The organism is Anoxybacillus sp. FSL W8-1294 (assembly GCF_037965005.1).
Lineage (GTDB): Bacteria > Bacillota > Bacilli > Bacillales > Anoxybacillaceae > Anoxybacillus > Anoxybacillus flavithermus_G.
In genome coordinates, this window is the sequence record NZ_CP150179.1 from 2,844,775 (window position 1) to 2,870,666 (window position 25,892).

A 25,892-nucleotide genomic window follows, 5' to 3' on the forward strand; every position below is an offset into this window, starting at 1 on the left:
GTCCCTATCCCCCGTTAATGAACTTCAATCATTATTGCATCGCCTTGACCGCCACCGCTACAAATAGCTGCGATGCCAGTGCCGCCTCCGCGACGTTTTAATTCGTGAATGAGCGTAATGATAATGCGCGCCCCACTTGCTCCGATCGGATGTCCGAGCGCAATCGCACCGCCGTTCACATTTACTTTTTCTTCTGGCAAGTCGGCAATTTTCATGCTTGCTAAAGCGACAGCAGCAAACGCTTCGTTAATTTCAAATAAGTCAATGTCGTTTACGGTTTTGCCTGTTTTACGCAACAATTCGTTGATGACGATGCCTGGTGTTTTCGGAAAATCTTTCGCTTCAATGGCAATCGCCGTATGGGCTACAATTGTCGCAAGTGGCGTGAGCCCTTCTTTTTGCGCGCGCTCTTCGCTCATTAATACGAGCGCAGCTGCTCCATCGTTTACCCCCGGCGCATTGCCTGCTGTAATCGTGCCTGTTGGATCAAATACGGGCGCCAGTTTCGCTAATTTTTCAAGCGATGTATCCTTACGCGGTGATTCATCCACCGCTACGGTGATCGGTTCCCCTTTTCGTTGTGGAATAGAAACAGGGACGATTTCTTCAGCAAATTTGCCGCTTTCGATCGCCGCAATCGCTAATTGATGGCTGCGATACGCCCAGCGGTCTTGTTCTTCGCGCGTAATGCCTAACTCTTTTGCTGTTTCACTTCCGTAAATACCCATATGCACACCTGTAAAACTGCATGTCAATCCATCATAGACCATTAAATCTTTCACCGTCGAGTCGCCCATACGCAATCCCCAACGTGCTTTCGGTAATATATACGGCGCATTGCTCATCGATTCCATTCCACCTGCAACGATGACGTCCGCATCTCCAGCACGAATGATTTGATCACCGAGCGTGACGCTACGCATCCCTGAGGCGCACACTTTATTAATCGTTTCGGTTTTTGTCTCCCACGGAATCCCCGCTTCTCTCGCTGCTTGCCGCGATGGAAGCTGTCCTTGTCCACCCTGCAATACGGTGCCAAATACGACTTCATCAACATCTTCTGCACGAACATTTGCGCGCACGAGCGCCTCTTTGATCGCAATACCTCCAAGCTGCGCTGCGCTCAATGCGCTTAAACTGCCACCAAACTTTCCAAAAGGTGTACGTACCCCACTAACAATGACCGTTTTCCCCATGTTTCTCCCCCTTTTCGTTATAAGAAAGCCCTTTCAAAAATATTGAGCGAACGCTCGTTCAATGATGGACGGGCAAAGAAGGCGCACGACAAGCCGCACACCTTCCTATTGCTTTCATTATACTTAAAATATCTTAAAAAATAAAACTATTTATTTTTTTTAGAATTTTTAATGAACCGGACCAAATACAGCTTTTTCTAACAGTTCAGCTACATCATACGTGCCAACTTTTTCTTCTACTTCTTTTGCTTTCGTACCATCTGATAGCATTGTTAAGCAGTACGGACAGCCAGAGCTAATAACTGTCGGATTCACTTCTAGCGCCTGTTCTGTGCGCGCGACGTTAATGCGGGTGCCTGTTGTTTCTTCCATCCACATTAATCCGCCACCAGCGCCACAACACATGCCTGTTTCGCGATGGCGTGCCATTTCAACAAGTTTCACGCCCGGAATCGCTTTCAAAATTTGACGCGGTGCATCGTATACGTCGTTATATCGACCTAAATAACATGAATCATGGAATGTCACGACTTCGTTTACTTCATATTTCGGGACAAGACGACCTTCTTCAACAAGCTTTGCTAGTAACTCCGTATGGTGATATACTTCCGCTTCAAAGCCGAAATCTGGATATTCGTTTTTGAATGTGTTATACGCATGCGGGTCGATCGTCACAATTTTTTTCACGCCCGCTTTTTCAAATTCGGCAATATTGGCTGTCGCTAATTCTTGGAATAAAAATTCGTTTCCTAAACGGCGCGGCGTATCGCCCGAGTTTTTCTCCTTGTTTCCTAAAATCGCAAATTTCACGCCTGCTTCATTTAATAGACGCGCAAAGGCTAACGCAATTTTTTGGCTTCGATTATCGAACGAACCCATCGAACCAACCCAGAATAAATATTCGAATTCTTCCCCTGCTTTTTGCATTTCTTTTACTGTCGGAATGCGGACATCTTCACGCAACTCGCGCCAATTTTCTTTTTCTTTGCGATTGAGTCCCCATGGGTTTCCTTGACGTTCGATATTTGTCATCGCCCGTTGTGCATCTGGGTTTAACTTTCCTTCTGTTAATACGAGGTAACGACGCAAATCAATAATTTTATCGACATGTTCATTCATAACTGGGCATTGGTCTTCACAGTTGCGACACGTCGTACATGCCCAAATTTCTTCTTCCGTAATGACATCGCCAATTAAGTTCGGCATTTCAATCGTTGCCGCTTGTTCTTGCATTCCTTGTGCCATAAAAGCGAGCTGGTTTCCTTTTGTGTTCGCAAACGCAAACGTCGGCACCCAAGGAGCTTTCGATGTAATGGCTGCACCTTTTTCTGTTAAATGGTCGCGCAACTTTAAAATAAGATCCATCGGTGATAACATTTTCCCTGTCCCCGTTGCTGGGCACATGTTCGTACAGCGCCCGCACTCGACACAGGCATATAAATCGATCAGTTGGGTTTGCTTAAAGTCTTCAATTTTCCCGACGCCAAACGATTCTTGTGTCTCATCTTCAAAGTTGATTTTTTCAAGTTTCGGTCTCGTTAATCGGCTGAAAAAGACGTTAACTGGTCCGGCGATTAAATGGGCGTGTTTTGATTGTGGCACGTACACTAAAAACGTTAATAAAATAAGCAAATGCACCCACCAAGCGACAAAAAACAATACCGCTGCACCTGTTTCCCCTACCCAACTAAACGCAAGCGCAATGGCCGAAGCGACAGGCTCGCTCCACGACGTCCCTTCGTTATGCCAAATGCGGCTCATGCCGTTACCGAACAACACCGAAAGCATAAGTCCACCGATAAAAATGAGCACAAGCCCTGATTTCAAATCGCGCTTTAAACGGACGAGCTTTTCGATGTAACGACGATAAAACGCCCATAACACTGCCACTAAAATAAGCAATGTGACGATTTCTTGGAAAAACGTAAACGCTGGATAAAGCGGCCCAAGCGGCAAGTGCGCCCCCGGTATAAGACCTTTTATAATAAAGTCAATGGCACCAAACTGAACGAGAATAAAGCCGTAAAAAAACATGACGTGAATAATCCCACTTTTTTTATCTTTTAACAGCTTTTTCTGTCCGAAAACGTTCACCCATATGTTTTGTAGTCGTTCTTTCACTTTTCCATCAAACTCAACTTTTTTCCCTAACTTAATATACGCAATACGCGTTTTCACGAGATACACAAACAAATGAACGGCGTACGCTGTCACAAGTAAAAAAGCAATCCAGTTCAACCAAAGCACAATACCCTTCCCCCTTTGTTGTAAAAATAAAATAAATTTTCTGAACAAACTTACTTTCATTATATAATGAATGAGCATTCAGTCAATATTTTTTCTCATTTTTTATTTTCTTTTTGGGAAAACTACAACAATGAAAGGAGTGAGGGCATGGGCTGGCTCATAGTTGCCATTATTTTATTGTTTCTTCTTTTGCTCGATTATAAATGGGGCAAAAAAGTTTCAAAAGCAGCGGTACAAAAGAAGGCGGGTGTTGCGCGCCAAAGTGACATCACGCTATTTACGACAGGAGAAACGTTGTTTGACGACTATTTCGCACAATTAGAACAAGCAAAACATCATATTCACATTTTATTTTACATCGTGCGCAATGATGAAATCGGGCAGCGATTTTTTTCTTTACTTGAACAAAAAGTAAACGAAGGGGTGGAAGTGCGCCTCCTTGTCGATTGGGTTGGAAGCTTCGGGTTACCGGCTTCCCTCCGACAAAAAAGCGGACAATTTGCCTTTGCAAACCGCCCGGCATTACCGTTTTTTTTCTATAAACTAAATGAGCGAAACCATCGCAAAATTACTGTCATTGATGGGAAAATCGGCTATTTGGGCGGGTTTAATATCGGAAAAGAATATATCGGACAAGATCCGAAGTTTGGCCATTGGCGCGACTATCATTTAAAAATTATGGGAGAAGGGGTTCATGATTTGCAACGACAGTTTCAAGAAGATTGGACAAAAGCAACAGGACAATCGTTTGGAAATAGTGAGCGATATTTTCCACCTCTTCAAAAAGGGGCGATGAAACATCGCTTTCTTTCGACAGATGGAAAATATCTAGAGGAAGAATTTATTCAGCTCATTAAACGAGCAAAACAAGAAATCATCATCGGGACACCATATTTTATTCCGAGTAAAAAAATTATGAATGCCCTGCTTGAAGCGATAAAACGAGGAGTTCAACTGACGATTATTGTACCGATGCAAGCAGATCATTCGTTTGTTAAAGAAGCATCATACCCGTATTTTCGTCAACTTTTGCGCGCAGGGGCACGCATTTATCAGTTTTATAACGGATTTTACCATACAAAAGTGATTGTCATCGATGACGATATATGTGATATCGGCACAGCGAATTTCGATCGCCGCAGTTTGTTTATTAACTACGAAATGAATTGTTATATATATGACAAACCGTTTATTCAACATGTGAAACAAACAATCGCTCGCGATATCGACACATCGACGTTGTTAACAGCGGAATATTTCCGCAAACAAACATGGTTTCAGCGCCTAAAAGAAGCCACCGCGACAATGATCGCCCCATTATTATAAAAAGCCCTCTTTGCAATGAGGGCTTTTGTGTTACATTTTTTCAGGAGCATGTACACCAACAAGCGCTAAAGCATTTTTCAATGTAATTTGTACAGCTTTCATAAGCGCTAGGCGAGCGCGGCTTTTTTCAACATTCGTTGCATCAAGCACTTTTTCCGCATTGTAAAAGCTATGCAGCGCAGAAGCGAGCTCGAAAATGTAGTTCGTCATGCGATGTGGTGAACGTTTCACCGCCGCCTCCGCAACCGCGGACGGAAACTCTCCTACCTTTTTCAACAAGTCAATTTCTTTTTCTGCCAATTCATACGTGAACGATAAGTCGCCGTCATATGATAACCCTTGCTCTTCTCCTTGGCGAAGCATGCTGCATACGCGCGCATGAGCATATTGCGCATAGTACACAGGGTTTTCATTCGATTGCGACACCGCTAAGTCCATATCAAAATCTAAATGCGTATCCGACGAGCGCATCGCAAAGAAATAGCGCGTGGCGTCTAGTCCGACTTCCTCCATTAAGTCGCGCAACGTAACCGCCTTTCCTGTCCGCTTACTCATGCGCACTTTTTCACCGTTTTGATACAAGCTGACAAGCTGAATAATTTCAACTTCTAATACATCAGGGTCGTATCCGAGCGCAGCGATCGCCGCCTTCATGCGCGGAATGTAACCGTGATGATCGGCTCCCCAAATGTTAATAATTTTTTCAAACCCGCGCTCAAGTTTATCTTGATGATACGCAATATCTGGCAATAAATATGTGTACGTGCCATCTTGTTTGATGAGCACGCGGTCTTTGTCGTCACCGAATGTCGTCGAACGGAACCATGTCGCGCCGTCTTGTTCGTAAATATGTCCTTTTTCGCGCAATGTCTCAAGCGCCTTCTCAATTTTTCCATTATGGTAAAGAGACGTTTCCGAATACCATACGTCAAATGTGACGCGGAAGTCCGCTAAATCTTTTTTAATTTTATCCATTTCAAAAGCTAATCCGTACTCGCGAAACTGTTGAAGTCGCTCTTGTTCATCTAGCGCGACAAACTTGTCACCATGTTCTTCTGCTAATTTTTTCCCTAGTTCAATAATATCTTCACCGAAGTAGCCGTCTTCTGGCATATCTTTATCAATGCCAAGCGCTTGAAAATAACGCGCTTCGACCGACTTGGCTAAGTTAGCAATTTGGTTGCCGGCATCGTTAATGTAATATTCTCGCGTGACGTCAAAACCTGCTTTTTTCAAAATGTTGCATAACGAATCGCCAACAGCTGCTCCACGTGCATGACCTAAATGTAAACTACCTGTCGGGTTCGCTGAAACAAACTCGACCTGCACTTTTTGCCCATTGCCGACGTTTGTTTCGCCGTATGCGTCCCCTGCTTGTAAAATGGTTGGAACGAGTTCTGTTAAATAGCGATTGTCCATGTAAAAATTAATAAACCCTGGTCCAGCAATGTCCACTTTTTTCACGAACACAGCTTCACCGTTAAAATGGCGTACAATGTCTTCCGCAATCATACGTGGTGCCTTTTTTGCAACGCGCGCGAGTTGCATCGCAACGTTTGTTGAATAGTCGCCGTGCGCTTTATCTTTTGGCGTCTCTAAAATGACGTTTGGAACGTCTGCCTCTGTCGCAACCCCTGAGCGAATGACTGCTTCTTTTATTTCTTCCTTCAATTTTTGTTTCATTTGTTCAACAATGTTCATTTCTTTGCCTCCTTAAACGAAATCGTCACCGCATGACGACCGACATGTTTCCCAGATAAGTGAAGTATGTAAGAAAAAAATAACTGCCCTTTTTTCGTTTTCTCGTTATACTGATACAATACTTGTTCTGTTTTTGTTTTCATTTCCCAGCGCGCCACCGGACTTTCGTACGTACCGATCGTTTCCGACTGCTTGCGAAACGTATGGCGCATCGAGATCGCACCGGAACGGAGAACGACGACTTCATCATTGGCAATTTTCACGACGTTTTTGATCGTTTCTCCTTCATACGTCTCTTCAAACGTTACATACGTTGCGTCTCCTTTTAAGTAGTATAAACCATTTGCCTCAATGACAACAATTTCTTTTCGTGCGCCATCGCGAATTTCTGTCACTTGCTTCAGTTGTATCGGTATTCCATTCACCTTCCCCACATCCTTGCAGTTGTTGTGACTGTAGTTAAGTATAGAAAAAGAGGCGCATACATGCAATAGCTCGCCAATGATCCAAAGTTCGTTGCGCATTTTCTCTTTCCCAAACATTTTATCTGTACTTTTCTATGTGCAAAACTGACAAGTTTCACTTTATTTTGTTTCATCACCACAACATACACTTGAAAAGAGAGGGATTTTTTGAGCCTTCGTGTCCAAAAATATTTTTACTTATTTTTCCTTATAAGTATAGGGAAGAGGTGTCCTGAAATAGTCAAGTACAACTTTCGGTAAAGAGCCTTTATTTTTACCAAATGTAAGAAAATTACAATTGCCCATTTTCGATAAAACATATACAAATATTTAAAATGAAAAAATTGTGGAATATACGGATATACATGTATAGAAAAAAAGTTTATAATAATGAAGCAGGAAAATGAAAGAAATTTTAGGAGGGCGAATGATGAAACCAAGAATTTTTACAATATCTATGATGTTACTCATATCGATTGTGATGCTAACTCCCATCATTGTATCGGCAATATCCTCTTCGTACTCTTATAATGCTGTTTATATAGTTGATGGAAAGGCTAACGGAATATATCACACTTTAAACAAAGGAACAGCTACAATAGATGGTCACGCTTTTTACAACGGCAGCAAAGAAAACTGGGCTGATGGCATCACCCCGCCAGGAGAAACAGTAACTTATTGTCTTTACAGAGAAAAAACAGGGTTTGATACTAGCTACGGGTGTGTGAATCATTATGTATCAAAAAACAATGATAAAAGTAATGTGTCAAAAATAAAAGAATCTTTTCCATCAAAATTAGATTCTGATTCTTCAAAATACTATTTAGTTATAGTAAAAAGCAATAATGGGTGGAAAATAGTCGGTAGCGGCAAATTATCTACACCATAGAAACTCTCTAAACCTTTTATTAAAACCATTTCTTTTAAGGTGGTATTTTATGAGAATATATTTCGAAGGACCGCTTTTTGTTATTTTTTTTGCCATGGGTGTTATGTTTATATGGATAAAGTTCAGAAAAGAACGTATACGATTCTTTTTTTTATCATCTTTCTTTCTTTATATATGTTTATTAATTAAATATACACAATTCCCTATCACCTTGTTTCTTGGCAATTCCTTTAAGCAAAACATAGATGAAATAATAAATGTGGTACCTTTTATTAACCTACATCGCTCACCTATCAATTATATACTGAATATTTTTATGACCGTTCCTTTTGGGATCATATTTCCTTTTATAAAAAAAGTAAACTCCAAAGAAAAGATCCTTTGGAGTTTACTTGTTCCTCTTGTCATTGAAGGGTTACAGCTAATTCAATTTATTCTAACATCATATTCCGAACGAATTGTAGATATTAATGACATTTTAATGAATACATTCGGTATTTGGATCGGTTACTATTTATATCGTGTACTTGTTTTGTTTGTAGAAAATTACTCTAAGATTAATAAAGACATAAAAAGGAGTTCACTCGTCAACTTTATTATTCATCATAATAAACGATAAACAAAACTACCTAAAGATAAAAAAGTATTGCCCTTGTTTCCTACAGTGAATATGTTACAACCAAAAAAGAGGACAAAACACACGACACTGGTGGGAATTGGAGCTAGACAGTGAGCCTCCTTATCGTAAAATTTTATACTTTCCTTCCCCATTGAAAAATCCCTGTCTCACCGACAGGGATTGATCTTTATTTCACCCAACCGAGAAGCATTTCGCGCACGAGTTTGCTTGCTGTGTTGGCTGTTTGTTCAGAATGGTCATACACAGGTGCAACTTCAACTAAATCTGCTCCGACAACGCGCACATCTGAACGAGCGATGGCGTGAATGGCAGCTAATAGCTCTTTTGACGTAATGCCGCCCGCATCGACTGTGCCCGTCCCTGGCGCATGCGCTGGATCTAATACGTCAATGTCGATTGTTACATATACCGGGCGGCCTGCAAGCGTTGGGAGCACCTCTTTTAACGGTTCAAGCACATCGAATTTCGCAATGTACATGCCGTTTTGTTTCGCCCATTCAAATTCTTCTTTCATTCCAGAACGAATACCGAAAGAATATACATTTTTCGGCCCAATGAGCTCAGCAATTTTGCGAATTGGCGTGGAATGCGACAACGGCTCGCCTTCGTAATGCTCACGCAAATCCGTATGAGCATCCATATGAATAATCGCTAAGTCTGGATACTTTTTATATACAGCTTTCATGACCGGCCAAGACACTAAATGCTCGCCGCCAAGACCGAGCGGAAATTTCCCAGCTTCTAACACGCGATCAACAAACTGTTCAATCATATCTAAACTGCGTTGCGCGTTGCCAAACGGCAACGGAATATCCCCTGCATCAAAATATTTCACTTCATCGAGCTCGCGATCTAAATATGGGCTATATTCCTCAAGCCCGATTGACACTTCGCGAATGCGTGCTGGACCGAAACGAGAGCCTGGGCGGTAGCTAACTGTCCAGTCCATCGGCATCCCGTAAATGACCGCTTGGCTTTCTTCAAAGTTCGGATGACTTTTAATAAATACGTTGCCAGAATAAGCTTCATCAAACCGCATCGTCTTCCCCCCTTACTTCACTAAGTCTTCAACGAATTTCGGCAATACGAAGCACGCTTTATGAAGCTGTTTTGTGTAATATTTCGTTTCAATGTCATGGAAACGGTCATCGCTTACTTCAAGCGGATCATACTTTTTCGAACCGAGGGTGAACGTCCACATACCGCTTGGGTACGTCGGAATGTTTGCGATATATAAACGCGTAATCGGAAAAATTTCGCGCACATCACGTTGAACGGTGCGAATTAAATCTGCTTTAAACCAAGGGTTGTCTGTTTGCGCAACAAAAATACCGTCTTCTTTTAACGCTTTCGCAATGCCTGCATAAAACCCTTTTGTAAATAAATTCACCGCTGGGCCAACAGGTTCTGTCGAGTCAACCATAATGACGTCATATTTGTTTTCACTTTGCGCAATATGCATAAAGCCGTCATCTACTTTCACTTCAACGCGTGGGTCGTCCAATTGACCGGCGATTTCCGGCAAATATTTTTTCGAATACTCGATCACTTTGCCGTCAATTTCAACAAGCGTCGCTTTTTTCACGCTCGGATGTTTTAACACTTCACGAATGACACCGCCGTCTCCGCCACCAACAACAAGAACGTTTTCTGGATTCGGATGCGTAAATAACGGAACGTGCGCCACCATTTCATGATAGACGAACTCATCTTTTTGCGTTGTCATCACCATTCCGTCTAAAATAAGCATGTTCCCGAATTCTTCTGTTTCGACCATATCGAGCTTTTGGAATTCTGTTTGCTCTGTATGTAAAGTGCGTTTAATTCGTGCTGTAATCCCAAAGTTGTCCGTCTGTTTTTCAGTAAACCAAAGTTCCATATTGAACACCCTTTCGTCAATAATGCACCGCTCATCATGCCCGAAAAATAAAATGCTAAACATGAAAAAGTATAGAGCAATCTAGCAAAATTTCAAGTAAAAATTGCTAGAAAACGTTTAAAAAAATAAAAATGTTTTTATACTAAATTGTAAACGTAAAAAATGAGGTGATGGCTATGGAGACGATTGCCATCGAACGATGGAAACGAACGTTTAAATATATGCGACTCTTTCTTTTGTTCGCCTTTGTTGCTAGCTTGTTATGCACACTCACGATCGCCGGGCTTATTATATTTGCGAAATGGAAAGGCCCTCCCCCTTTAGCCGTTCCGCAATCCACAATTTTTTATGCAGAAGACGGAACGAAAATTGGTGAAAATCATTACGGAGGAAAAAGATATTGGATAAAACTATCCGATATGTCTCAACACGCCATTGAAGCGACGATTGCGGTGGAAGATCGAAAATTTTTTGACCACTACGGTTTCGACTTGAAGCGCATCGCTGGGGCAATCATCGCAGATATTAAAGCAATGGCGAAAGTGCAAGGAGCAAGCACCATTACACAACAATATGCACGCAACTTATTTTTAAGCTACGAAAAGACGTGGTGGCGAAAAATACAAGAAGCACTATATACGATTCAACTGGAAGCAAACTACGAAAAAAACGACATTTTAGAAGGATATTTAAACACCATTTATTACGGACATGGTGTATACGGCATTGAGGCAGCCGCAAACTTTTATTTCGGAAAATCGGCCCGCGATTTAACCGTAGCGGAAGCAGCGATGCTCGCAGGCATTCCGAAAGGCCCGAGCTACTATTCGCCGCTTGTCGATATGGAACGAGCAAAAAAGCGGCAACGCATTGTCTTACATTCGATGGTCGAGGCAAAATTTTTATCCGAGAAAGAAGCCGAAAAAGCAGCAAATGAACCGCTTCATTTTTCAAACGGCGAGCATATGAAAACAAAAACGATCGCCCCGTATTTTCAAGATGCGGTCAAACAAATGTTAAAAACGACGCTCGGATTCGATGAAGAAACGATTGAAATGGGCGGATTGCGCGTATATACAACGCTCGATATCGACATGCAAGCAATCGCAGAAGCAAAAATAAAAGAAACGATTCATTCGCAGTCTAACATTCAAGTGGCGCTTGTCGCGATGGAGCCGAAAACAGGTGAAGTGAAAGCACTTGTCGGAGGGCGTGACTATGAGAAAAGTCCATTTAATCGGGCCACACAAGCAGAGCGACAACCCGGTTCAACATTCAAACCGTTTTTATATTACGTTGCACTGCAACATGGGTTTACCCCATCAACGTTGTTACGTAGCGAACCAACGACGTTTACACTTGAAGACGGTTCGACATATGCACCGCGCAACTTTAACAACTATTACGCGAACGATACAATTACACTCGCTCAAGCGATTGCCTTATCTGACAACGTCTATGCCGTAAAAACGCATTTGTTGCTCGGACAAGACAAGCTTGTCGCCATCGCGAAACAACTTGGCATTACAAGCAAACTGAAACAAGTGCCATCGCTCGCCCTCGGGACGTCGCCCGTTAAGGTGATGGATATGGCACGCGCCTACAGCATTATCGCCAACGGTGGAAAAAAGGTCGAACCTGTATTTATTAAAAAAGTGACAAACTTCGAAGGAAAAGTGCTATATGAACAACAATCAAACGATGAACAAATACTTGATCCAGCGCTCGCTTTCGTCACGACACATTTAATGACAGGCATGTTTGATCCAACGCTTAACGATTATGCGTCTGTGACGGGACAATCGATTATTTCGCGCATGACCCGTCCGTATGCTGGAAAATCTGGGACGACGAAAACAGATAGTTGGATGATCGGTTTCACACCACAACTTGTCACAACCGTCTGGACGGGATATGACCGAGATGAAACGATTGATCGCACAGACGAAAAACAATACGCCAAACATATTTGGGTCAATTTTATGGAAGATAGTTTACGCGGAAGAAAAGTCGCGACATTCGAACCGCCAGAAGGCGTCGTTGGCGTATATGTCGATCCTCATAGTGGGAAACTTGCGACAACCGCTTGTCCGATCAAACGGTTAAGCTACTATGTCGTCGGTACAGAACCGACAGACTACTGCAAAGACCATCCGGCAGAAAAGAAAAAGAAGAAAAAGAAAAAAGAAAAAGATTCATGGTTTAAGCGACTGTTCGACTGGTTTTAAACATAAACGCCCAAGCGCGTGTGCTTGGGCGTTTATGCGTCCTAGTTTTATCATGTGTTACATTTGTACTTTTAGTTTACTCCTTTTCCCACTCAACGACAAGTATACATAGGTTTCCGTTCACAAAACCGTCACATTTTATCCATGATTTTGAAGCTGACGTTTTAACTCCTCGCTTGAGCGTTCCCACATGTCGCGGTTATGTTGTTGTAAAAACGAAGCTAACACCTCTTTTGACCGCGCATCCATATGATCGACAATAATATGACGCTTTAACGATTTGTCCATGCGGTTCACATGTTCGGGAAGCGATTTATATCCGCGACGCGCCTCGCGATCGACCGTCATTTCGCATGCCGTCACCCCGGCATAATACGCCCCTTCTTCCGCCTGATCAATCGTTACCCAGACGAGCCAATAAGGCTTGCCGTTTGGCACTTCATCACGATTTGGTGTGAACTTAATGCCTTTCTCTACGACGCTGCGCGCATGCATCGCTCCCATATCAATAAACGCTTCGCCTGCTTCAACATCGATAATGACAGGAGAAACGTTCGCCAAACTAAGCACCCCTGTACCAAACGTTCCGTGCACTTTCGGCTCTTTTTTAATAATGTTAAACATCGGCTTTTTTTTCTCTTCCACGATCGATCATCCTTTCCTTACAAAATAAGCGTTGAGAATATGCCTTGCAACCATTGGGCAACCGCTGGAATAGCGACATGAAAAATCGGTTGAATCGTATATTGGTCTAATGGCGTAAAAATAAGAATTAAAAAAATGAGCGCTCCATAATTTTCAAATTGTGTCATTTTGGCACGTATATGCATCGGCGCTAAATCTTCGATGATGCGATACCCGTCAAGCGGAGGAAACGGCAATAAGTTAAAAACGAACAGTAAAATATTCAATCCGATATAAATTTCAAAAAACTGATACAACCCGTCTCGAAACCATATTGGAATAAAGTCAAATATGCCGATGCGAATCATTCCATACCATAAAGCAAAACCGATAGCCGCAAGCAACAAATTGCTGAGCGGGCCAGCGACAGAAACGAGAATACCCGCCACGCGTGGATGACGGAAATAGCCACGATTGACAGGCACTGGACGCGCCCAGCCAAATCCAGCGATAAAAATAAGCAACGTTCCGAGAATGTCTAAATGGGCGCGCGGCGACAGCGTCAGCCTCCCTTGCTCCTTTGCCGTCGGGTCGCCAAATTTATACGCGACGTAGGCATGGGCAAATTCATGGACTGAAAATGCAAGCGCAAGCGCCAAAACAACATACGGTATTTCTCGAAGCGGATATGCTAAAAATTGGTCCACGATCCTTCTCCTTTTCAAACTTTTTTCATTTTTTGATTATTATACACGAAAAACAAGGGGAAGCACTACTGAGAACGGTCGATTCATGATATAATAACGATTGTCGAATGAAGAGGAAAGGGGCGGTGGAGATGCCATATGTAACAGTAAAAATGCTTGAAGGACGCACAGAAGAACAGAAACGAGCGCTCGTTGAGAAAGTAACAGAAGCCGTTGCGGAAACGACAGGTGCACCGAAAGAAAAAATTGTCGTCTTTATTGAAGAAATGTCGAAAAATCATTATGCGATTGGCGGAAAGCGATTAAGCGACGAAAGCTGACCTGTGGGGGTCAGCTTTTTATGTACGCTTGTGCACGCAACTGCTCGATGTAACGATACGCTTCTTCCACTTCTTCCTCCGTATATCGCTGCTTGCTTTTTAATGTAAATACTTTTTCTTTCACTTCATCTTTACTTAAATCTTCAAAATATAAAATCGTCGAAACTAGCTCTAAAAATCTTGCACTTTGTTCATTTAAACTGCGTAAACAAACGTCTAAATCAGGCATGTCCAAATGATAGTGCGTCAAAAACTGCTCGCCCGCTTCCGTCAACACGTAACGATATTGATAGTAACCTCCTTTTTTTTCTTTCATTTCTTGCACAAAGCCAACGTTACATAACTCTTCCATACGCAACGTCAATTCTTCCGAATACGGACCGTAAAAATGAAAATCGAACTTTTCATAAAAAGGAAACTTCATCTTTTTCGCAATGTAAATCATTTTTTGTAGTTTTTTTCGACCGACAATTTCCCCTACTGCTGCTAACGCTTTCAACATTTTCGCATGCTCGAAAAGCAACGCCCTCATCTCCTATTCATATAAAAGTTGTTTAATTTTTTTCTTCACGTTTCGTTTCGTCGATAAATCATCGAGAAAATCTTGCGGAAAATATAATTTATGATCGGTGCGACGCTTCCCGGAAATCGCATCAACAATCGTTGATTCCCGCGATAATTCACGCAACTCCCCATTCGGCATTAACAAATAAATCGGGAGCCTCTCCTCTTCTTCACCAGGACGATAAAAGTCGTACGGAAGATCGGATGAAGAGTCAACGACTAAATAATAATCCGGATCGATGCCTGCCTTCTTAAACAACGTCGTCAATTCCACTAGCTTTTTCATTTCCTCATTCGTCGGTTGAAATTCGACGTATTTAAATAAATTGCGATTCATAAAACGACGGCATAAATCGCTTAAAATCGTATCTCGTTCATCTTGCCATTGTTGAAAATAATATAATGTTACCGCTTCATCTAGTTTCAAGTAGTCTTCTAGTTGCATATTTCCATGAAAAAGAGATTGGAAATGAACAGGAGGTGTTTGAAATGTATAACCGGCTAAATATAAATGTTTCGCACGGTGCAAAATTTTCGTCAAAATGACTTCGGCGCTACGCGTGACGGGATGGAAATATACTTGCCAATACATTTGATATCGGCTCATAATATAATCTTCTACCGCATGCATGCCGCTTCGTTTAATGACGACTTGCTCTTCGCGGGGACGCATGACACGCAAAATGCGCTCCATATCAAAATGCCCGTAGCTGACGCCTGTATAGTATGCATCGCGCAATAAATAGTCCATACGATCGGCGTCAATTTGACTTGAAATAAGGCTAACGACGAGCTTATTTTCGTACGTCTTCGCAATGACTTCCGACACTTTTTTCGGAAAATCAAACGATACGCGACGGAGCACCGCATTCACTTCCGTATCACCTAAAATAATTGCGCGCGTAAATTGTTCGTGATTAAGATGAAACACTTTTTCAAACGAATGCGAAAACGGCCCGTGCCCTAAATCGTGTAAAAGCGCAGCGCATAAACAAAGCAAACGCTCATTTTCATCCCAATCCGGTCGACCAGCAAACACATCGTCAACGATGCGGCGCACAATTTCATATACGCCAAGCGAATGATTAAAGCGGCTATGCTCCGCGCCGTGGAACGTCAAATACGTCGTGCCGAGCTGTTTAATGCGACGCAGCCGTTGAAATTCTTTTGTGCCAATTAAATCCCAAATGACTTTATCACGCACGTGCACATACCGATGCACCGGATCTTTAAACACTTTCTCTTCGCTTAACTTTTCGTTGGGATACAATCTCTCTCCCTCTCTTCCGTCCATAACATAGCTTTATTATAGAGCGTTCTTCGTAAAAAACAAAGCGTTCCTTTTTCATGAAATAAAGAAAAAATCACCTTTTTAAACAAAGGCGATTTTTTTATTTTTTCAACTTCGCAGCAATTTTTTCAATTAATTCATCTTCCGTCATCGCTGATACAGGGCGATTGTTGACGAACGCAAACACTTTTTTTCGACCAGGACCGCAATACGATTGACAGCCAATTTCAATAGTCGCGTTCGGGTCTAATTTTTTTAACCTTGGCAACAACGTTTTTAAATTTGTTGCTTGACAGTCATCACAGACGCGAAATTCATTTTGCATACCGTCCTCACTCCTTTTCGCTAACGAGTATTCTAACGCTTATATACAAACAATGCAAGTTGCATCTATTTCCTTTGAAAAATAGTATATCTTTTTCCTTTTTTGGTGATTATAAAAGTAAAAGAATGTGAAAGGAGTTTTTCATATGTCAAAAAAGCGGCAAGATGCTTGGACTGAAGAAGAGGATTTATTGTTAGCTGAAACAGTGCTTCGCCATGTGCGCGAAGGGAGCACGCAGTTAAATGCGTTTGAAGAAGTGGGCGATAAATTAAACCGCACGTCAGCGGCATGCGGGTTTCGCTGGAATGCAGTCGTGCGTCAACAGTACGAAGAATCGCTACAAATGGCAAAGAAGTTCCGTAAACAACGGCAGCGAGCACTCGGAAATAAGCATGCCTTGCGAAAGCGACCGCTCTATACACCACCTGTTCCTTCACTTGAGGAGTTAGGAATGGAACCGTTACAAGTCGAGACGAATGCATATGAACATGTTGAGACGAATCATTTAACGCTTGACCATGTCATTGCTTTTTTGCACTCTTTAAAACAATCGTATATCGGTCAAGAAACAGCGCTAGTAGAAAATAAGCAGCTAAAACTTGAGCTCGAACAACTACAACAACAATATAAACAACTAGAACAACAATTTACAAAACTACAAAAAGAAAATGAAGAATTACGCGAAGATTACGGAACGATGGCACGCATTATTAATCGCGCAAGACAAATGGAAATTTCAGAAGATGAGTTTAAGCCCCCTATTTTCAAAATGGACCGCAACGGAAATTTAGAAAAAATCGAAAAGATTGCCGAGTAAAAAAGCTGTCGCATCGGACAGCTTTTTTATTTCGGCAACATCATCTCATTACGGTCAATCATGCGCTGAAAATACATGTAATATCGCTCCCATTCTTCCGAGGTAAGCGATGACGGCTCGAGCCTACTCCCGAACGATTGGAGCGCTTCGTACAAGCGCATAATGAGTGATGAAACGGTCATTTCTTTGCCGAGTAATTCACTAAGCGACGCCATCGTATGCGGAACGATCGTCGGATACGTGAACTTCGTTTGTTTTCCTGCTAGCGAGCGCTCATAAAATTGGCGAATCCACTCCGCTCTTGCGGCGCCGCTTCCACTTACACATATATACGCTTGCACCGCGACACCACCTCGAATGCGCCGCTGTGAAATACCTGCAAACTTTTTTCCATCAATGCTTAAATCAAAGCTTCCCGGGCAGTACGAACCGACAACTTCCCCCGCTTGTACATGCACTTCTGACAACATGCGTGCAATAAGTGCCGCCATCGCTTCATATCCACGATCAATATCAATTCCTTTTTTTGTATCAGGAAAAATAAGTGAAACGTTTAAAACCCCTTCATCTAGTACGACCGCCAACCCACCGGAGTTGCGAACGATCGTATGCCACCCTTGTTCATGTAAGTAGGCGAGTCCTCTCTCAATATGCGGTAATTTCGTATCTTGAATACCGAGTACAACGGTATGATGATGCACCCATAAGCGAACAATCGGTTGTGAATGACCGTTACCGACCGATTCGCAAAGCGCATCATCGAATGCAAATGACTGCTTAGCATCAAACAATGAGCCGAGACTCGAATGATCGATAATGCGCCACGTTTGTTGTCGCAACAATTCGCTCATTATTCCATCGCCGCTAGCGCCTGCGCTGCTGTGATAAGCGATAATTTGTACACATCTTCGGCATTACATCCGCGCGATAAGTCGTTTACCGGTTGATTTAATCCTTGTAAAATTGGACCGACCGCTTCAAAGTTGCCGAGACGTTGGGCAATTTTGTAGCCGATATTTCCCGCCTCTAAACTCGGGAAAATAAAAACGTTGGCATCGCCTTGAATGACAGAATCAGGCGCTTTCTTTTTCGCAACTGAAGGTACGAACGCCGCATCAAATTGAAACTCGCCATCGAGCGTTAAATCTGGCGCCATTTCTTTTGCAAGGCGCACCGCTTCAATGACCTTTTCTGTTTCTGGCGATTTCGCTGATCCTTTTGTTGAGAAGCTAAGCATCGCTACACGCGGCTCAATATCAAACATTTTCGCTGTTTGTGCACTCTCTACAGCGATTTCTGCTAAATCTTGGCTATCTGGAGCGATGTTAATGGCACAATCTGCAAACACGTACTTTTCATCGCCACGCACCATGATGAATACGCCAGACGTTTTACGAATGCCCGGTTTCGTCTTAATAATTTGTAGCGCGGGACGTACAGTATCTGCCGTCGAATGCGCGGCGCCGCTAACAAGACCGTGCGCTTTTCCCATATAGACGAGCATTGTGCCAAAATAGTTTTCATCAAGTAAAATGTTGCGAGCATCTTCTTCTGTGACTTTCCCTTTTCGGCGTTCAATAAAAGCCGCCACCATTTCATTCATTCCTTCATATGAGCGCGGATCAACGATTTCTACTTTTTCCAATGTCAAGCCGAGCTCTTTCGCCTTTTGAACGACAGCTTCTTGATCGCCGATGACAATCGGCTGTAATACATTTTCTTCCGCTAGACGTCCGACAGCTGTTAAAATACGCTCATCTAATCCTTCTGGAAACACGATCGTTACATTTTTTCCTGCCACCTTTTGTTTTAAGGCTGCAAATAAATCACTCACGAAATGTTCCTCCTTAGTTTAAAAAAATTCGTCTATCTATTAGAATACTCTTATTGAGACGAAAAGCAATGAATTACGCCGCAAACGAAAATAGTCTTTTTTTTATAATAATTCTGTTTTTTTATTTCGAGTGATATATCACTTAAAAAGTGATATATTTGTTAAAAAACATGTACAATACAAAGGAGCGTTACGTATGTCACAATGGATTCATCACATTGAACAATGGTTGCTTGAGTTTGGCGTCATTGGTTTAGTTATCGTTTCATTTACGGAATCTTCTTTTTTCCCTATCCCGCCTGATGTGTTATTAATTCCGTTAAGCCTCGCGCAGCCGGAGAAGGCATTATGGTTTTCGTTTTTAACGACCGTCGCTTCCGTACTTGGCGCCTTGCTTGGATGGTATATCGGGAAAAAATTTGGCAGACCGGCTTTGCGTTATTTTATTTCTGATGAAAAAATGGACAAAGTCGATCAATACTTTCAACAATACGGAGCGATGGCGATTGTCATCGCAGGATTTACACCTATTCCGTATAAAGTATTTACCATTTTCTCAGGCATTTCAAACGTCAGCATTCGCACGTTGCTTTTTTGGTCGTTCATCGGCCGCGGAGCGCGCTTTTTCACCGAAGGGCTCATTATTTTCATCTTAGGCGCTCAAGCGAAATCATTTATCGAACAACATTTCACAACGATTACGATCGTCGGCGGAATAGTCATGGTCATCGCTTTCCTCATTTACAAACGATTGAAATAGTGCGGTTTGTCATAAACGAAACACATATGATAAAATTTTTAACAGTACATACAAAAGGAGTGTGACATATGAGCGAAGCAGCACAAACGTTAGACGGTTGGTATTGCCTGCATGATTTTCGCACAATTGATTGGGTAGCTTGGAAAACGCTCTCGAATGATGAGCGTCAAGAAGCAATTCATGAGTTTTTAACGCTAGTGGAAAAATGGGAAACAACGGAAGCGGCTAAAGAGGGAAGTCACGCCATTTACACGATTATGGGGCAAAAAGCGGACGTCATGTTTATGCTTTTACGTCCGACGATGGAAGAACTTCATGAAATTGAAACAGCAATCAACAAAACAAAGTTAGCTGAATATCTCATCCCTGCGTATTCATACGTTTCTGTCGTTGAGCTAAGCAACTATTTGCCGGCAGAAGCTGGCGATCCGTATGAAAACCCAGAAGTGCGCCGCCGTTTATATCCGATTTTACCGAAAACAAATCACGTATGCTTCTATCCAATGGACAAGCGTCGTCAAGGAAATGATAATTGGTACATGCTTCCGATGGAAGAACGCCGCAATTTAATGCGCGCACATGGCATGACAGGACGAAAATATGCAGGAAAAGTCGTACAAATTATTACGGGCTCTGTCGGTTTTGATGACTACGAATGGGGCGTCACTCTCTTTTCAAACGATGTCCTTCAGTTTAAAAAGCTTGTGTACGAAATGCGTTTCGATGAAGTAAGCGCACGATTTGGTGAGTTTGGCTCGTTTTTTGTTGGGAACATCTTGCCAAAGGAAAAAATACAATCGTTTTTACATGTATAGGCCTCCGATTTGGAGGTCTTTTTTTATGATGTGCTTCATACATATAACAATGACGACTTTCCTCACATTTTCGCATGTTTCATCATAGGCTAATAGCGATTTCCATAAAGGGAGGTGAAGGGATGGCTGTTGTTGCACATACAGAAGAAGATGTGAAATTACTGGCCCGTTTAATGCGAGCGGAAGCAGAAGGAGATGGACAGCTCGGCATGCTTATGGTAGGGAACGTAGGAATTAATCGAGTCATCGCAGACTGTCTAGATTTTATTGGACTGCGTACCATTCGACAAATGGTATTCCAAAGTCCTGGGGGATTTGAAGCTGTACAAAAGGGGTATTTTTATCAACGTGCCCGCGAAGAAGACATGCGCCTTGCCCGGCGCGTCATTCGCGGTGAGCGATTTCATCCAGCAACGAATGCGCTTTGGTTTTTCAGACCAGATGGTCCTTGTCCAGCACAATGGTTTAATCAATGGAATACCGGTCGCTTCAAATCTCATTGTTTTTACGCGCCAACTCGCTCGGATTGTCCACGCGTATATTAATTTAAGGGAGGGATTAGTATGAGTGAAGAAAGACAACAAGTTCCTTATTATGCATATCCTTACTACTATCCGTACCAAATGCCAACATATCCATTTGGGTTGCCTACACCAACGTTTACGCCCCAAACGGGAGCGATGCAAACACCAACAGCCGCACCGCTATCGGGGATGCTCCCGATTGAAGAGTCGTACATTGAAAACATTTTGCGCCTAAACAAAGGTAAAATCGCCACAGTTTATGCGACGTTTGAAAACAATCGTGAATGGAATGCGAAAATTTTCCGCGGCGTCGTTGAAGCAGCTGGACGCGACCATCTTATTTTAAGTGATCCACAAACAGGCATGCGCTATTTATTGCCGATGATTTATCTCGACTATGTGACATTTGATGAAGAAATTAATTATGAATATCCATTTGCATCAGGTGTCGGATTAAGCACATATGCCCCACGTTAAAAACGAGGCGTCCAACGCGCCTCGTTTTACATATGTTTGATCGCAGTATACGCTAAAAGTAACCAAGCGATAATAAACGATACGCCTCCAAACGGGGTAATCACCCCAAGTATTTTGATTTGTGTCAAACTAAGGATATACAAACTTCCTGAAAATAAAATGATGCCCGCAACCATAAACCAACCAGCTGGCGTCACGTTCGGCCATTTTGTCGCAAACAACGCAACGAGAAATAAACCGACCGTATGGAACATTTGGTATTGAACGGCTTTTTGCCATATGTCCATATACCGTTCTGGAATTTTTCCTTCCAACGCATGTGCCCCGAACGCACCGAGCGCGACACATAATGCTGCGCTAATGGAAGCGATAATTGTAAATATTTTCATGTTCATTCCCCCTAAAAATCAAGTAATGATGGTCCGTTCGCTTCAGCATCGATGTCTAATCGTTCAGTTGTTGCCGGCTGCCGTATCGTAATCGCCGTCACATTTTGTGATCGTTGTTGTAAAATGACATCGCACAATGCGCGAACCGCATATATATGCTCACGCATCGTATGCGGTGAGGACGACTGCTTCGCCTGTGCGATTTCTTCCTCTATCTTTGTTAATACATTTGTCACCGATATGTCCAAAACGTTTTCACTCCCCCACTTCTTTTTCCTTTACAACAATGGTATCTTATACATAGCAACTTTTCAAATTGAAAACGCTTTAAAAAAGGAGTGACAGCAAATGAAACGGACATGGTGGAAAGAAGCTGTCGTCTATCAAGTGTATTGGCGCAGCTTTTTTGACTCAAATGGCGACGGGTATGGCGATTTGGAAGGGCTCATTCAAAAGCTCGATTACATTCACGATTTAGGGGTCGATATCATTTGGCTCAATCCGTGCTATGAGTCCCCAGATAAAGATAACGGCTACGACATTTCTGATTACTATCGCATTATGGATAAAGCAGGGGATATGGAGACGTTTGATCGCCTGCTTCACGAGGTACATAAACGTGGAATGAAATTAATTATGGACCTTGTCGTAAACCATACATCTGACCAACATCCTTGGTTTATTGAGTCGCGTTCGTCAAAAGACAATCCGAAACGCGATTGGTACATATGGCGTGACAAGCCAAATAACTGGCGTTCGTACTTTACACCGTCCGCATGGGAATACGATGAAAAAACAGGGCAATACTACTTCCATTCCTTTGCAGTTGAACAACCAGATTTGAATTGGGAAAATAAAGAAGTTCGTGAAGAAATTTATAAAATGATGCGCTTTTGGTTAGATAAAGGCATTGACGGGTTCCGTTTAGATGCGATTGCTTTGCTTGCCAAACCTGAAGGATTTCCTGATGCCGAAAATCCATATGACATTCGCTATTTAACAAACAACCCAGGCGTGCACGATTACTTGCAAGAAATGCATGAAAAAGTGTTAAAGCATTATGATATTTTCACAGTCGGTGAAGTCGCTTTCGTGTCGCCAGAAGAAGGGTTGAAATATGTCGGGGAAGACCGAAACGAGCTACATACGCTGTTCCATTTTGAAGTATGTGACGAAATGCCGACATGGGATCCGATTCGCTTTAAACAAATTCAAAAACGTTGGTATGAAGGGTTGTGGGGGAAAGGATGGAACTCACAATTTTTAAACAACCACGACCATACGCGACAAGTGACGCGCTACGGAAACGACAAAGAATTTCGAGTTGAATCAGCGAAATTGCTCGCTACGCTCGTGCATACGTTGCCTGGAACGCCTTACATTTATCAAGGAGAAGAAATCGGCATGACGGGCGTCAAATTTGACTCAATTGATGACTATAACGACATTGCGATGAAAAACAAATATGCGGAAGAAGTCGCGAAAGGTCGCGATCCGAAAGAAGTGCTAGAAAGCTTGCAGCTATTAAGCCGCGATAATTCTCGGACACCAATGCAGTGGGACGATAGCGAACATGCAGGATTTACGACGGGAACGCCTTGGTTAAAAGTGAATCCGAATTATAAAGAAATTAACGTGAAACAAGCGTTAGCTGATCCAAACTCAGTATATTATTACTATAAAAAGCTTATTCAATTACGCAAACAAAATCCGGTAATGGTGTACGGCACGTTCCGCGATCTTTCAGAAAATGAGCCGTACATTTATGCCTATACACGCGAGCTCGATGGCGTTCGCTGGCTCATCGTTTTAAATCATTGCGACAGCGACAACGTATATACATTGCCAGAAGAGATCAGCTCTGCAAGTCGCCGCCTCTTGCTCGGCAACTATACAGACGTCAAAGAAGAAGGAACGACGCTTCATATGCGCCCACACGAAGCGAGAATTTATGCATTACAGTAAGCAGCCGATATGGCTGCTTACTTTTTATTTACTGCCTGTTCAAACGCTTCCAACGCTCGTTTTTCCCCAAAGACGATGACGATGTCGCCCGCGCAAAACCGCTCATCTGGGGTCGGGTTCCCAATGATGGCGTCCTGCCGCTGAATAGCAATAATCGTCACTCGAAAGCGCGTCCTTACCGCTTGATCGCCGACAGACGTATGAACAAATGAAGAATGAGGCTCAATCTTTACTTCCTCAATGGCGTATTGTCCGGTACGGTCGTGAAAAATCGTATCAACATAATCGACAGTAACTGGCTTTAATATCGTCATCGCCATGCGCCGGCCGCCCAAAAACGAAGGGTTAATCACCTTGTCCGCACCGGCGCGCCGCAATTTTTCTTCTGATTCTGGCCGCTCGGCACGCGCGACAACTTGAATGTCGCGGTTTATTCCTTTTGCTGTTAAGGCAATAAAGACGTTATCAGCATCAGATGGCAACGCGGCAATTAAGCCAGCCGCCCGTTCAATGCCTGCCGCGATCAATACGTCATCTTCTGTCGCATCCCCTTCGACGTACGGAAGAGGGTCGTCCATTTCTTCGAGCCAATCCGTGTTTCGCTCAATAACAACGACAGGTGTCCCGTTTTTGACAAGCTCGCGCACGACTTGTTCTCCCACTCGTCCATACCCACATACGATAATATGATTTCTCATCGTTTCAACTTTCTTTTTCATTTTTCGCCTCCGCACTGTTTTCGAAAATTCCCCTTCCATCATCATCGAAGCAACCGCCCCTGTCGCGTATGTCACGATGCTAATACCGACGGGAATAATGATCAGTGCAAACATTTTCCCATAAAACGTTTGTGGAACTGTATCGCCATAGCCAACCGTTAAAATCGTAACAACAGTCAACCAAAGAGCATCAAAAAACGTTAATTGCTCAGAAAACATAAACCCTATCGTTCCTGCAGCAATGGCGAAGAGCATCGCCACAACGGAAACGACGATAGAGCGCGACGAACTCATCCGTTTCTCCCCTTATGTCCTTTTTTTACAAACTTCATGCAAGGCGCGCCAGATGATTGCTTAACGACAATAGACGGCAACGCGACGCTTTTAAAACCGAACGCACGACAACCGCGCGGCAGCTGCGGGTCCCACGTGACGTAAAAATGTTTGCATGCATAACAGTTTATTCGAGTATCAAATGTTTTCGATTTGCCAGTCAATCGTCTCTCTCCCTGTTCGTTGTAAAAACGCGTTCGTTTTCGAAAACGGGCGGCTGCCGAAAAAGCCTCGCGCGGCTGAAAGTGGGCTCGGATGCGGGGCTTCAATAAGATAATGATGTTCATTTGTAATGAGCGCTTTTTTCGCTTGGGCATGACGCCCCCATAAAATAAAGACGACCGGCTCCGTCTTTTCATTCACAAGTTCAATGATGCGATCCGTAAAATGTTCCCATCCTTTTCCTTTGTGCGAGTTTGCTTCCCCTTGCCGTACCGTTAATACCGTATTTAACAATAATACCCCTTGCTTCGCCCATTTTAACAAATAGCCATTGTTCGGTATGTAACAGCCGAGATCATCGTGTAATTCTTTAAAGATGTTTAATAACGACGGAGGTAAAGCGACGCCCGGTTTGACAGAAAAACTTAATCCGTGCGCTTGATTCGGTCCATGATACGGATCTTGTCCTAAAATAACGACTTTCACATTGGCATATGGCGTGTAATGAAGGGCGTTGAAAATATCGTGCATATCGGGATAAATCGTTTTCGTGCGATATTCTTCTTTTAAAAACTGACGCAACTTCAAATAATACGGCTTTTGAAATTCCTCTTCTAATAGAGGCGCCCAATCATTTTTCAATATGCTCATCGTTTCACTCCTTCCTAACATAAAGGCTACCCTAACGATAGGATA

General features: G+C 42.8%; 29 protein-coding genes. 11 read left to right on the plus strand and 18 right to left on the minus strand.

The annotated features are described in order from the left end of the window. Positions 1-14: 14 nt before the first annotated feature. Positions 15-1,196 carry an acetyl-CoA C-acetyltransferase gene (locus NSQ23_RS15370; RefSeq protein ID WP_339172014.1) on the minus strand — a complete coding sequence of 394 codons (1,182 nt, stop codon included), beginning with the start codon at positions 1,194-1,196 and terminating at the stop codon, positions 15-17. Positions 1,197-1,364: 168 nt separating this feature from the next. Beyond that, the gene (locus NSQ23_RS15375) at positions 1,365-3,503 is read right to left on the minus strand and encodes a (Fe-S)-binding protein (RefSeq protein WP_339172015.1); all 2,139 of its coding nucleotides are present in this window, start codon (positions 3,501-3,503) and stop codon (positions 1,365-1,367) included. Positions 3,504-3,590: 87 nt separating this feature from the next. Here NSQ23_RS15375 and cls point away from each other — a divergent pair, with 87 nt between their 5' ends. After that, entirely contained in the window at positions 3,591-4,769 is a 1,179-nt protein-coding gene (gene cls / locus NSQ23_RS15380; RefSeq protein WP_339172018.1) for a cardiolipin synthase, read from the plus strand. Positions 4,770-4,799: 30 nt separating this feature from the next. Here cls and argS read toward each other — a convergent pair whose 3' ends face one another. Both argS and NSQ23_RS15390 read right to left on the minus strand, forming a co-directional pair. After that, a complete protein-coding gene (argS, locus tag NSQ23_RS15385; RefSeq protein WP_339172020.1) occupies positions 4,800-6,470 on the minus strand; it encodes an arginine--tRNA ligase in 1,671 nt (556 codons plus the stop codon). After that, positions 6,467-6,904 carry a DUF1934 domain-containing protein gene (locus tag NSQ23_RS15390; RefSeq protein ID WP_339172023.1) on the minus strand — a complete coding sequence of 146 codons (438 nt, stop codon included), beginning with the start codon at positions 6,902-6,904 and terminating at the stop codon, positions 6,467-6,469. Before NSQ23_RS15390 ends, argS begins: the two co-directional genes overlap by 4 nt. A 460-nt stretch (positions 6,905-7,364) precedes the next feature. On the opposite strand from NSQ23_RS15390, the gene NSQ23_RS15395 reads away from it, so the two are divergent. Next, entirely contained in the window at positions 7,365-7,823 is a 459-nt protein-coding gene (locus NSQ23_RS15395) for a hypothetical protein (RefSeq protein WP_064221095.1), read from the plus strand. A gap of 103 nt (positions 7,824-7,926) precedes the next feature. After that, positions 7,927-8,442 (plus strand): VanZ family protein, encoded by a 516-nt coding sequence (locus tag NSQ23_RS15400; protein ID WP_230456263.1) that lies wholly within the window; start codon positions 7,927-7,929, stop codon positions 8,440-8,442. A 187-nt stretch (positions 8,443-8,629) separates the two neighbouring features. Here NSQ23_RS15400 and speB read toward each other — a convergent pair whose 3' ends face one another. Both speB and speE read right to left on the minus strand, forming a co-directional pair. Then, positions 8,630-9,502: an agmatinase gene (gene speB, locus NSQ23_RS15405; protein ID WP_339172028.1), complete on the minus strand. Its 873-nt coding sequence runs from the start codon at positions 9,500-9,502 to the stop codon at positions 8,630-8,632. A 12-nt stretch (positions 9,503-9,514) separates the two neighbouring features. Beyond that, the gene (gene speE / locus NSQ23_RS15410) at positions 9,515-10,342 is read right to left on the minus strand and encodes a polyamine aminopropyltransferase (RefSeq protein ID WP_004893116.1); all 828 of its coding nucleotides are present in this window, start codon (positions 10,340-10,342) and stop codon (positions 9,515-9,517) included. A 176-nt stretch (positions 10,343-10,518) separates the two neighbouring features. Between speE and NSQ23_RS15415 the strand changes: the two genes are divergently transcribed. Continuing rightward, positions 10,519-12,570 (plus strand): PBP1A family penicillin-binding protein, encoded by a 2,052-nt coding sequence (locus tag NSQ23_RS15415; protein ID WP_339172031.1) that lies wholly within the window; start codon positions 10,519-10,521, stop codon positions 12,568-12,570. A gap of 138 nt (positions 12,571-12,708) precedes the next feature. Here the strand turns inward: NSQ23_RS15415 and NSQ23_RS15420 are convergent, their stop codons facing one another. Next, complete coding sequence (locus NSQ23_RS15420) at positions 12,709-13,215, minus strand: YwhD family protein (protein ID WP_004893119.1); 507 nt, start codon at positions 13,213-13,215, stop codon at positions 12,709-12,711. Positions 13,216-13,232: 17 nt separating this feature from the next. Next, positions 13,233-13,901, minus strand: coding sequence for a site-2 protease family protein (locus tag NSQ23_RS15425; protein ID WP_339172035.1), 669 nt, complete (start codon positions 13,899-13,901; stop codon positions 13,233-13,235). A 131-nt stretch (positions 13,902-14,032) separates the two neighbouring features. Between NSQ23_RS15425 and NSQ23_RS15430 the strand changes: the two genes are divergently transcribed. Further along, positions 14,033-14,221, plus strand: coding sequence for a 2-hydroxymuconate tautomerase (locus NSQ23_RS15430; RefSeq protein ID WP_003397075.1), 189 nt, complete (start codon positions 14,033-14,035; stop codon positions 14,219-14,221). A 10-nt stretch (positions 14,222-14,231) separates the two neighbouring features. Here NSQ23_RS15430 and NSQ23_RS15435 read toward each other — a convergent pair whose 3' ends face one another. From NSQ23_RS15435 to NSQ23_RS15445, 3 genes are all read right to left on the minus strand, one after another. Beyond that, on the minus strand, positions 14,232-14,744 hold the full coding sequence (locus tag NSQ23_RS15435) for a hypothetical protein (RefSeq protein ID WP_004893122.1): 513 nt from the start codon (positions 14,742-14,744) through the stop codon (positions 14,232-14,234). 12 nt (positions 14,745-14,756) lie between these two features. Next, positions 14,757-16,079 (minus strand): HD domain-containing protein, encoded by a 1,323-nt coding sequence (locus NSQ23_RS15440; RefSeq protein ID WP_339172037.1) that lies wholly within the window; start codon positions 16,077-16,079, stop codon positions 14,757-14,759. A 97-nt stretch (positions 16,080-16,176) separates the two neighbouring features. Further along, positions 16,177-16,401 carry a DUF1450 domain-containing protein gene (locus NSQ23_RS15445; protein WP_003397078.1) on the minus strand — a complete coding sequence of 75 codons (225 nt, stop codon included), beginning with the start codon at positions 16,399-16,401 and terminating at the stop codon, positions 16,177-16,179. Positions 16,402-16,546: 145 nt separating this feature from the next. On the opposite strand from NSQ23_RS15445, the gene NSQ23_RS15450 reads away from it, so the two are divergent. Then, positions 16,547-17,218, plus strand: coding sequence for an RsfA family transcriptional regulator (locus NSQ23_RS15450; protein WP_339172039.1), 672 nt, complete (start codon positions 16,547-16,549; stop codon positions 17,216-17,218). Positions 17,219-17,244: 26 nt separating this feature from the next. Here the strand turns inward: NSQ23_RS15450 and NSQ23_RS15455 are convergent, their stop codons facing one another. Beyond that, positions 17,245-18,069 (minus strand): biotin/lipoate A/B protein ligase family protein, encoded by an 825-nt coding sequence (locus NSQ23_RS15455; RefSeq protein ID WP_339172040.1) that lies wholly within the window; start codon positions 18,067-18,069, stop codon positions 17,245-17,247. After that, entirely contained in the window at positions 18,069-19,052 is a 984-nt protein-coding gene (gene pta / locus NSQ23_RS15460) for a phosphate acetyltransferase (RefSeq protein ID WP_339172041.1), read from the minus strand. Before pta ends, NSQ23_RS15455 begins: the two co-directional genes overlap by 1 nt. Before the next feature lie 196 nt (positions 19,053-19,248). Between pta and NSQ23_RS15465 the strand changes: the two genes are divergently transcribed. The 4 genes from NSQ23_RS15465 to gerQ all read left to right on the plus strand — a co-directional run bounded on the left by NSQ23_RS15465 (position 19,249) and on the right by gerQ (position 21,628). Next, positions 19,249-19,812, plus strand: coding sequence for a YqaA family protein (locus tag NSQ23_RS15465; protein WP_091700107.1), 564 nt, complete (start codon positions 19,249-19,251; stop codon positions 19,810-19,812). A 68-nt stretch (positions 19,813-19,880) separates the two neighbouring features. After that, positions 19,881-20,627: a hydrogen peroxide-dependent heme synthase gene (gene hemQ / locus NSQ23_RS15470; RefSeq protein ID WP_339172044.1), complete on the plus strand. Its 747-nt coding sequence runs from the start codon at positions 19,881-19,883 to the stop codon at positions 20,625-20,627. 122 nt (positions 20,628-20,749) lie between these two features. Continuing rightward, complete coding sequence (locus NSQ23_RS15475; RefSeq protein ID WP_339172046.1) at positions 20,750-21,172, plus strand: cell wall hydrolase; 423 nt, start codon at positions 20,750-20,752, stop codon at positions 21,170-21,172. Positions 21,173-21,190: 18 nt separating this feature from the next. Further along, positions 21,191-21,628: a spore coat protein GerQ gene (gene gerQ / locus NSQ23_RS15480; RefSeq protein WP_339172049.1), complete on the plus strand. Its 438-nt coding sequence runs from the start codon at positions 21,191-21,193 to the stop codon at positions 21,626-21,628. Positions 21,629-21,654: 26 nt separating this feature from the next. Here the strand turns inward: gerQ and NSQ23_RS15485 are convergent, their stop codons facing one another. Together NSQ23_RS15485 and NSQ23_RS15490 are read right to left on the minus strand one after the other, a co-directional pair. Next, positions 21,655-22,017 carry a DUF423 domain-containing protein gene (locus tag NSQ23_RS15485; RefSeq protein WP_339172052.1) on the minus strand — a complete coding sequence of 121 codons (363 nt, stop codon included), beginning with the start codon at positions 22,015-22,017 and terminating at the stop codon, positions 21,655-21,657. An 11-nt stretch (positions 22,018-22,028) separates the two neighbouring features. Next, the gene (locus tag NSQ23_RS15490; protein WP_339172055.1) at positions 22,029-22,253 is read right to left on the minus strand and encodes a YwdI family protein; all 225 of its coding nucleotides are present in this window, start codon (positions 22,251-22,253) and stop codon (positions 22,029-22,031) included. Positions 22,254-22,365: 112 nt separating this feature from the next. Between NSQ23_RS15490 and NSQ23_RS15495 the strand changes: the two genes are divergently transcribed. Then, positions 22,366-23,982, plus strand: coding sequence for an alpha-glucosidase (locus tag NSQ23_RS15495; RefSeq protein WP_339172057.1), 1,617 nt, complete (start codon positions 22,366-22,368; stop codon positions 23,980-23,982). Between the two features lie 17 nt (positions 23,983-23,999). Here the strand turns inward: NSQ23_RS15495 and NSQ23_RS15500 are convergent, their stop codons facing one another. The 3 genes from NSQ23_RS15500 to NSQ23_RS15510 are packed head-to-tail and all read right to left on the minus strand — an operon-like array spanning position 24,000 to position 25,847. Then, positions 24,000-24,995 (minus strand): potassium channel protein, encoded by a 996-nt coding sequence (locus NSQ23_RS15500; protein WP_339172060.1) that lies wholly within the window; start codon positions 24,993-24,995, stop codon positions 24,000-24,002. Then, positions 24,992-25,198, minus strand: coding sequence for a hypothetical protein (locus tag NSQ23_RS15505; protein WP_035019033.1), 207 nt, complete (start codon positions 25,196-25,198; stop codon positions 24,992-24,994). Before NSQ23_RS15505 ends, NSQ23_RS15500 begins: the two co-directional genes overlap by 4 nt. Beyond that, on the minus strand, positions 25,173-25,847 hold the full coding sequence (locus tag NSQ23_RS15510; protein WP_339172064.1) for a uracil-DNA glycosylase: 675 nt from the start codon (positions 25,845-25,847) through the stop codon (positions 25,173-25,175). Before NSQ23_RS15510 ends, NSQ23_RS15505 begins: the two co-directional genes overlap by 26 nt. Positions 25,848-25,892 lie beyond the last annotated feature (45 nt).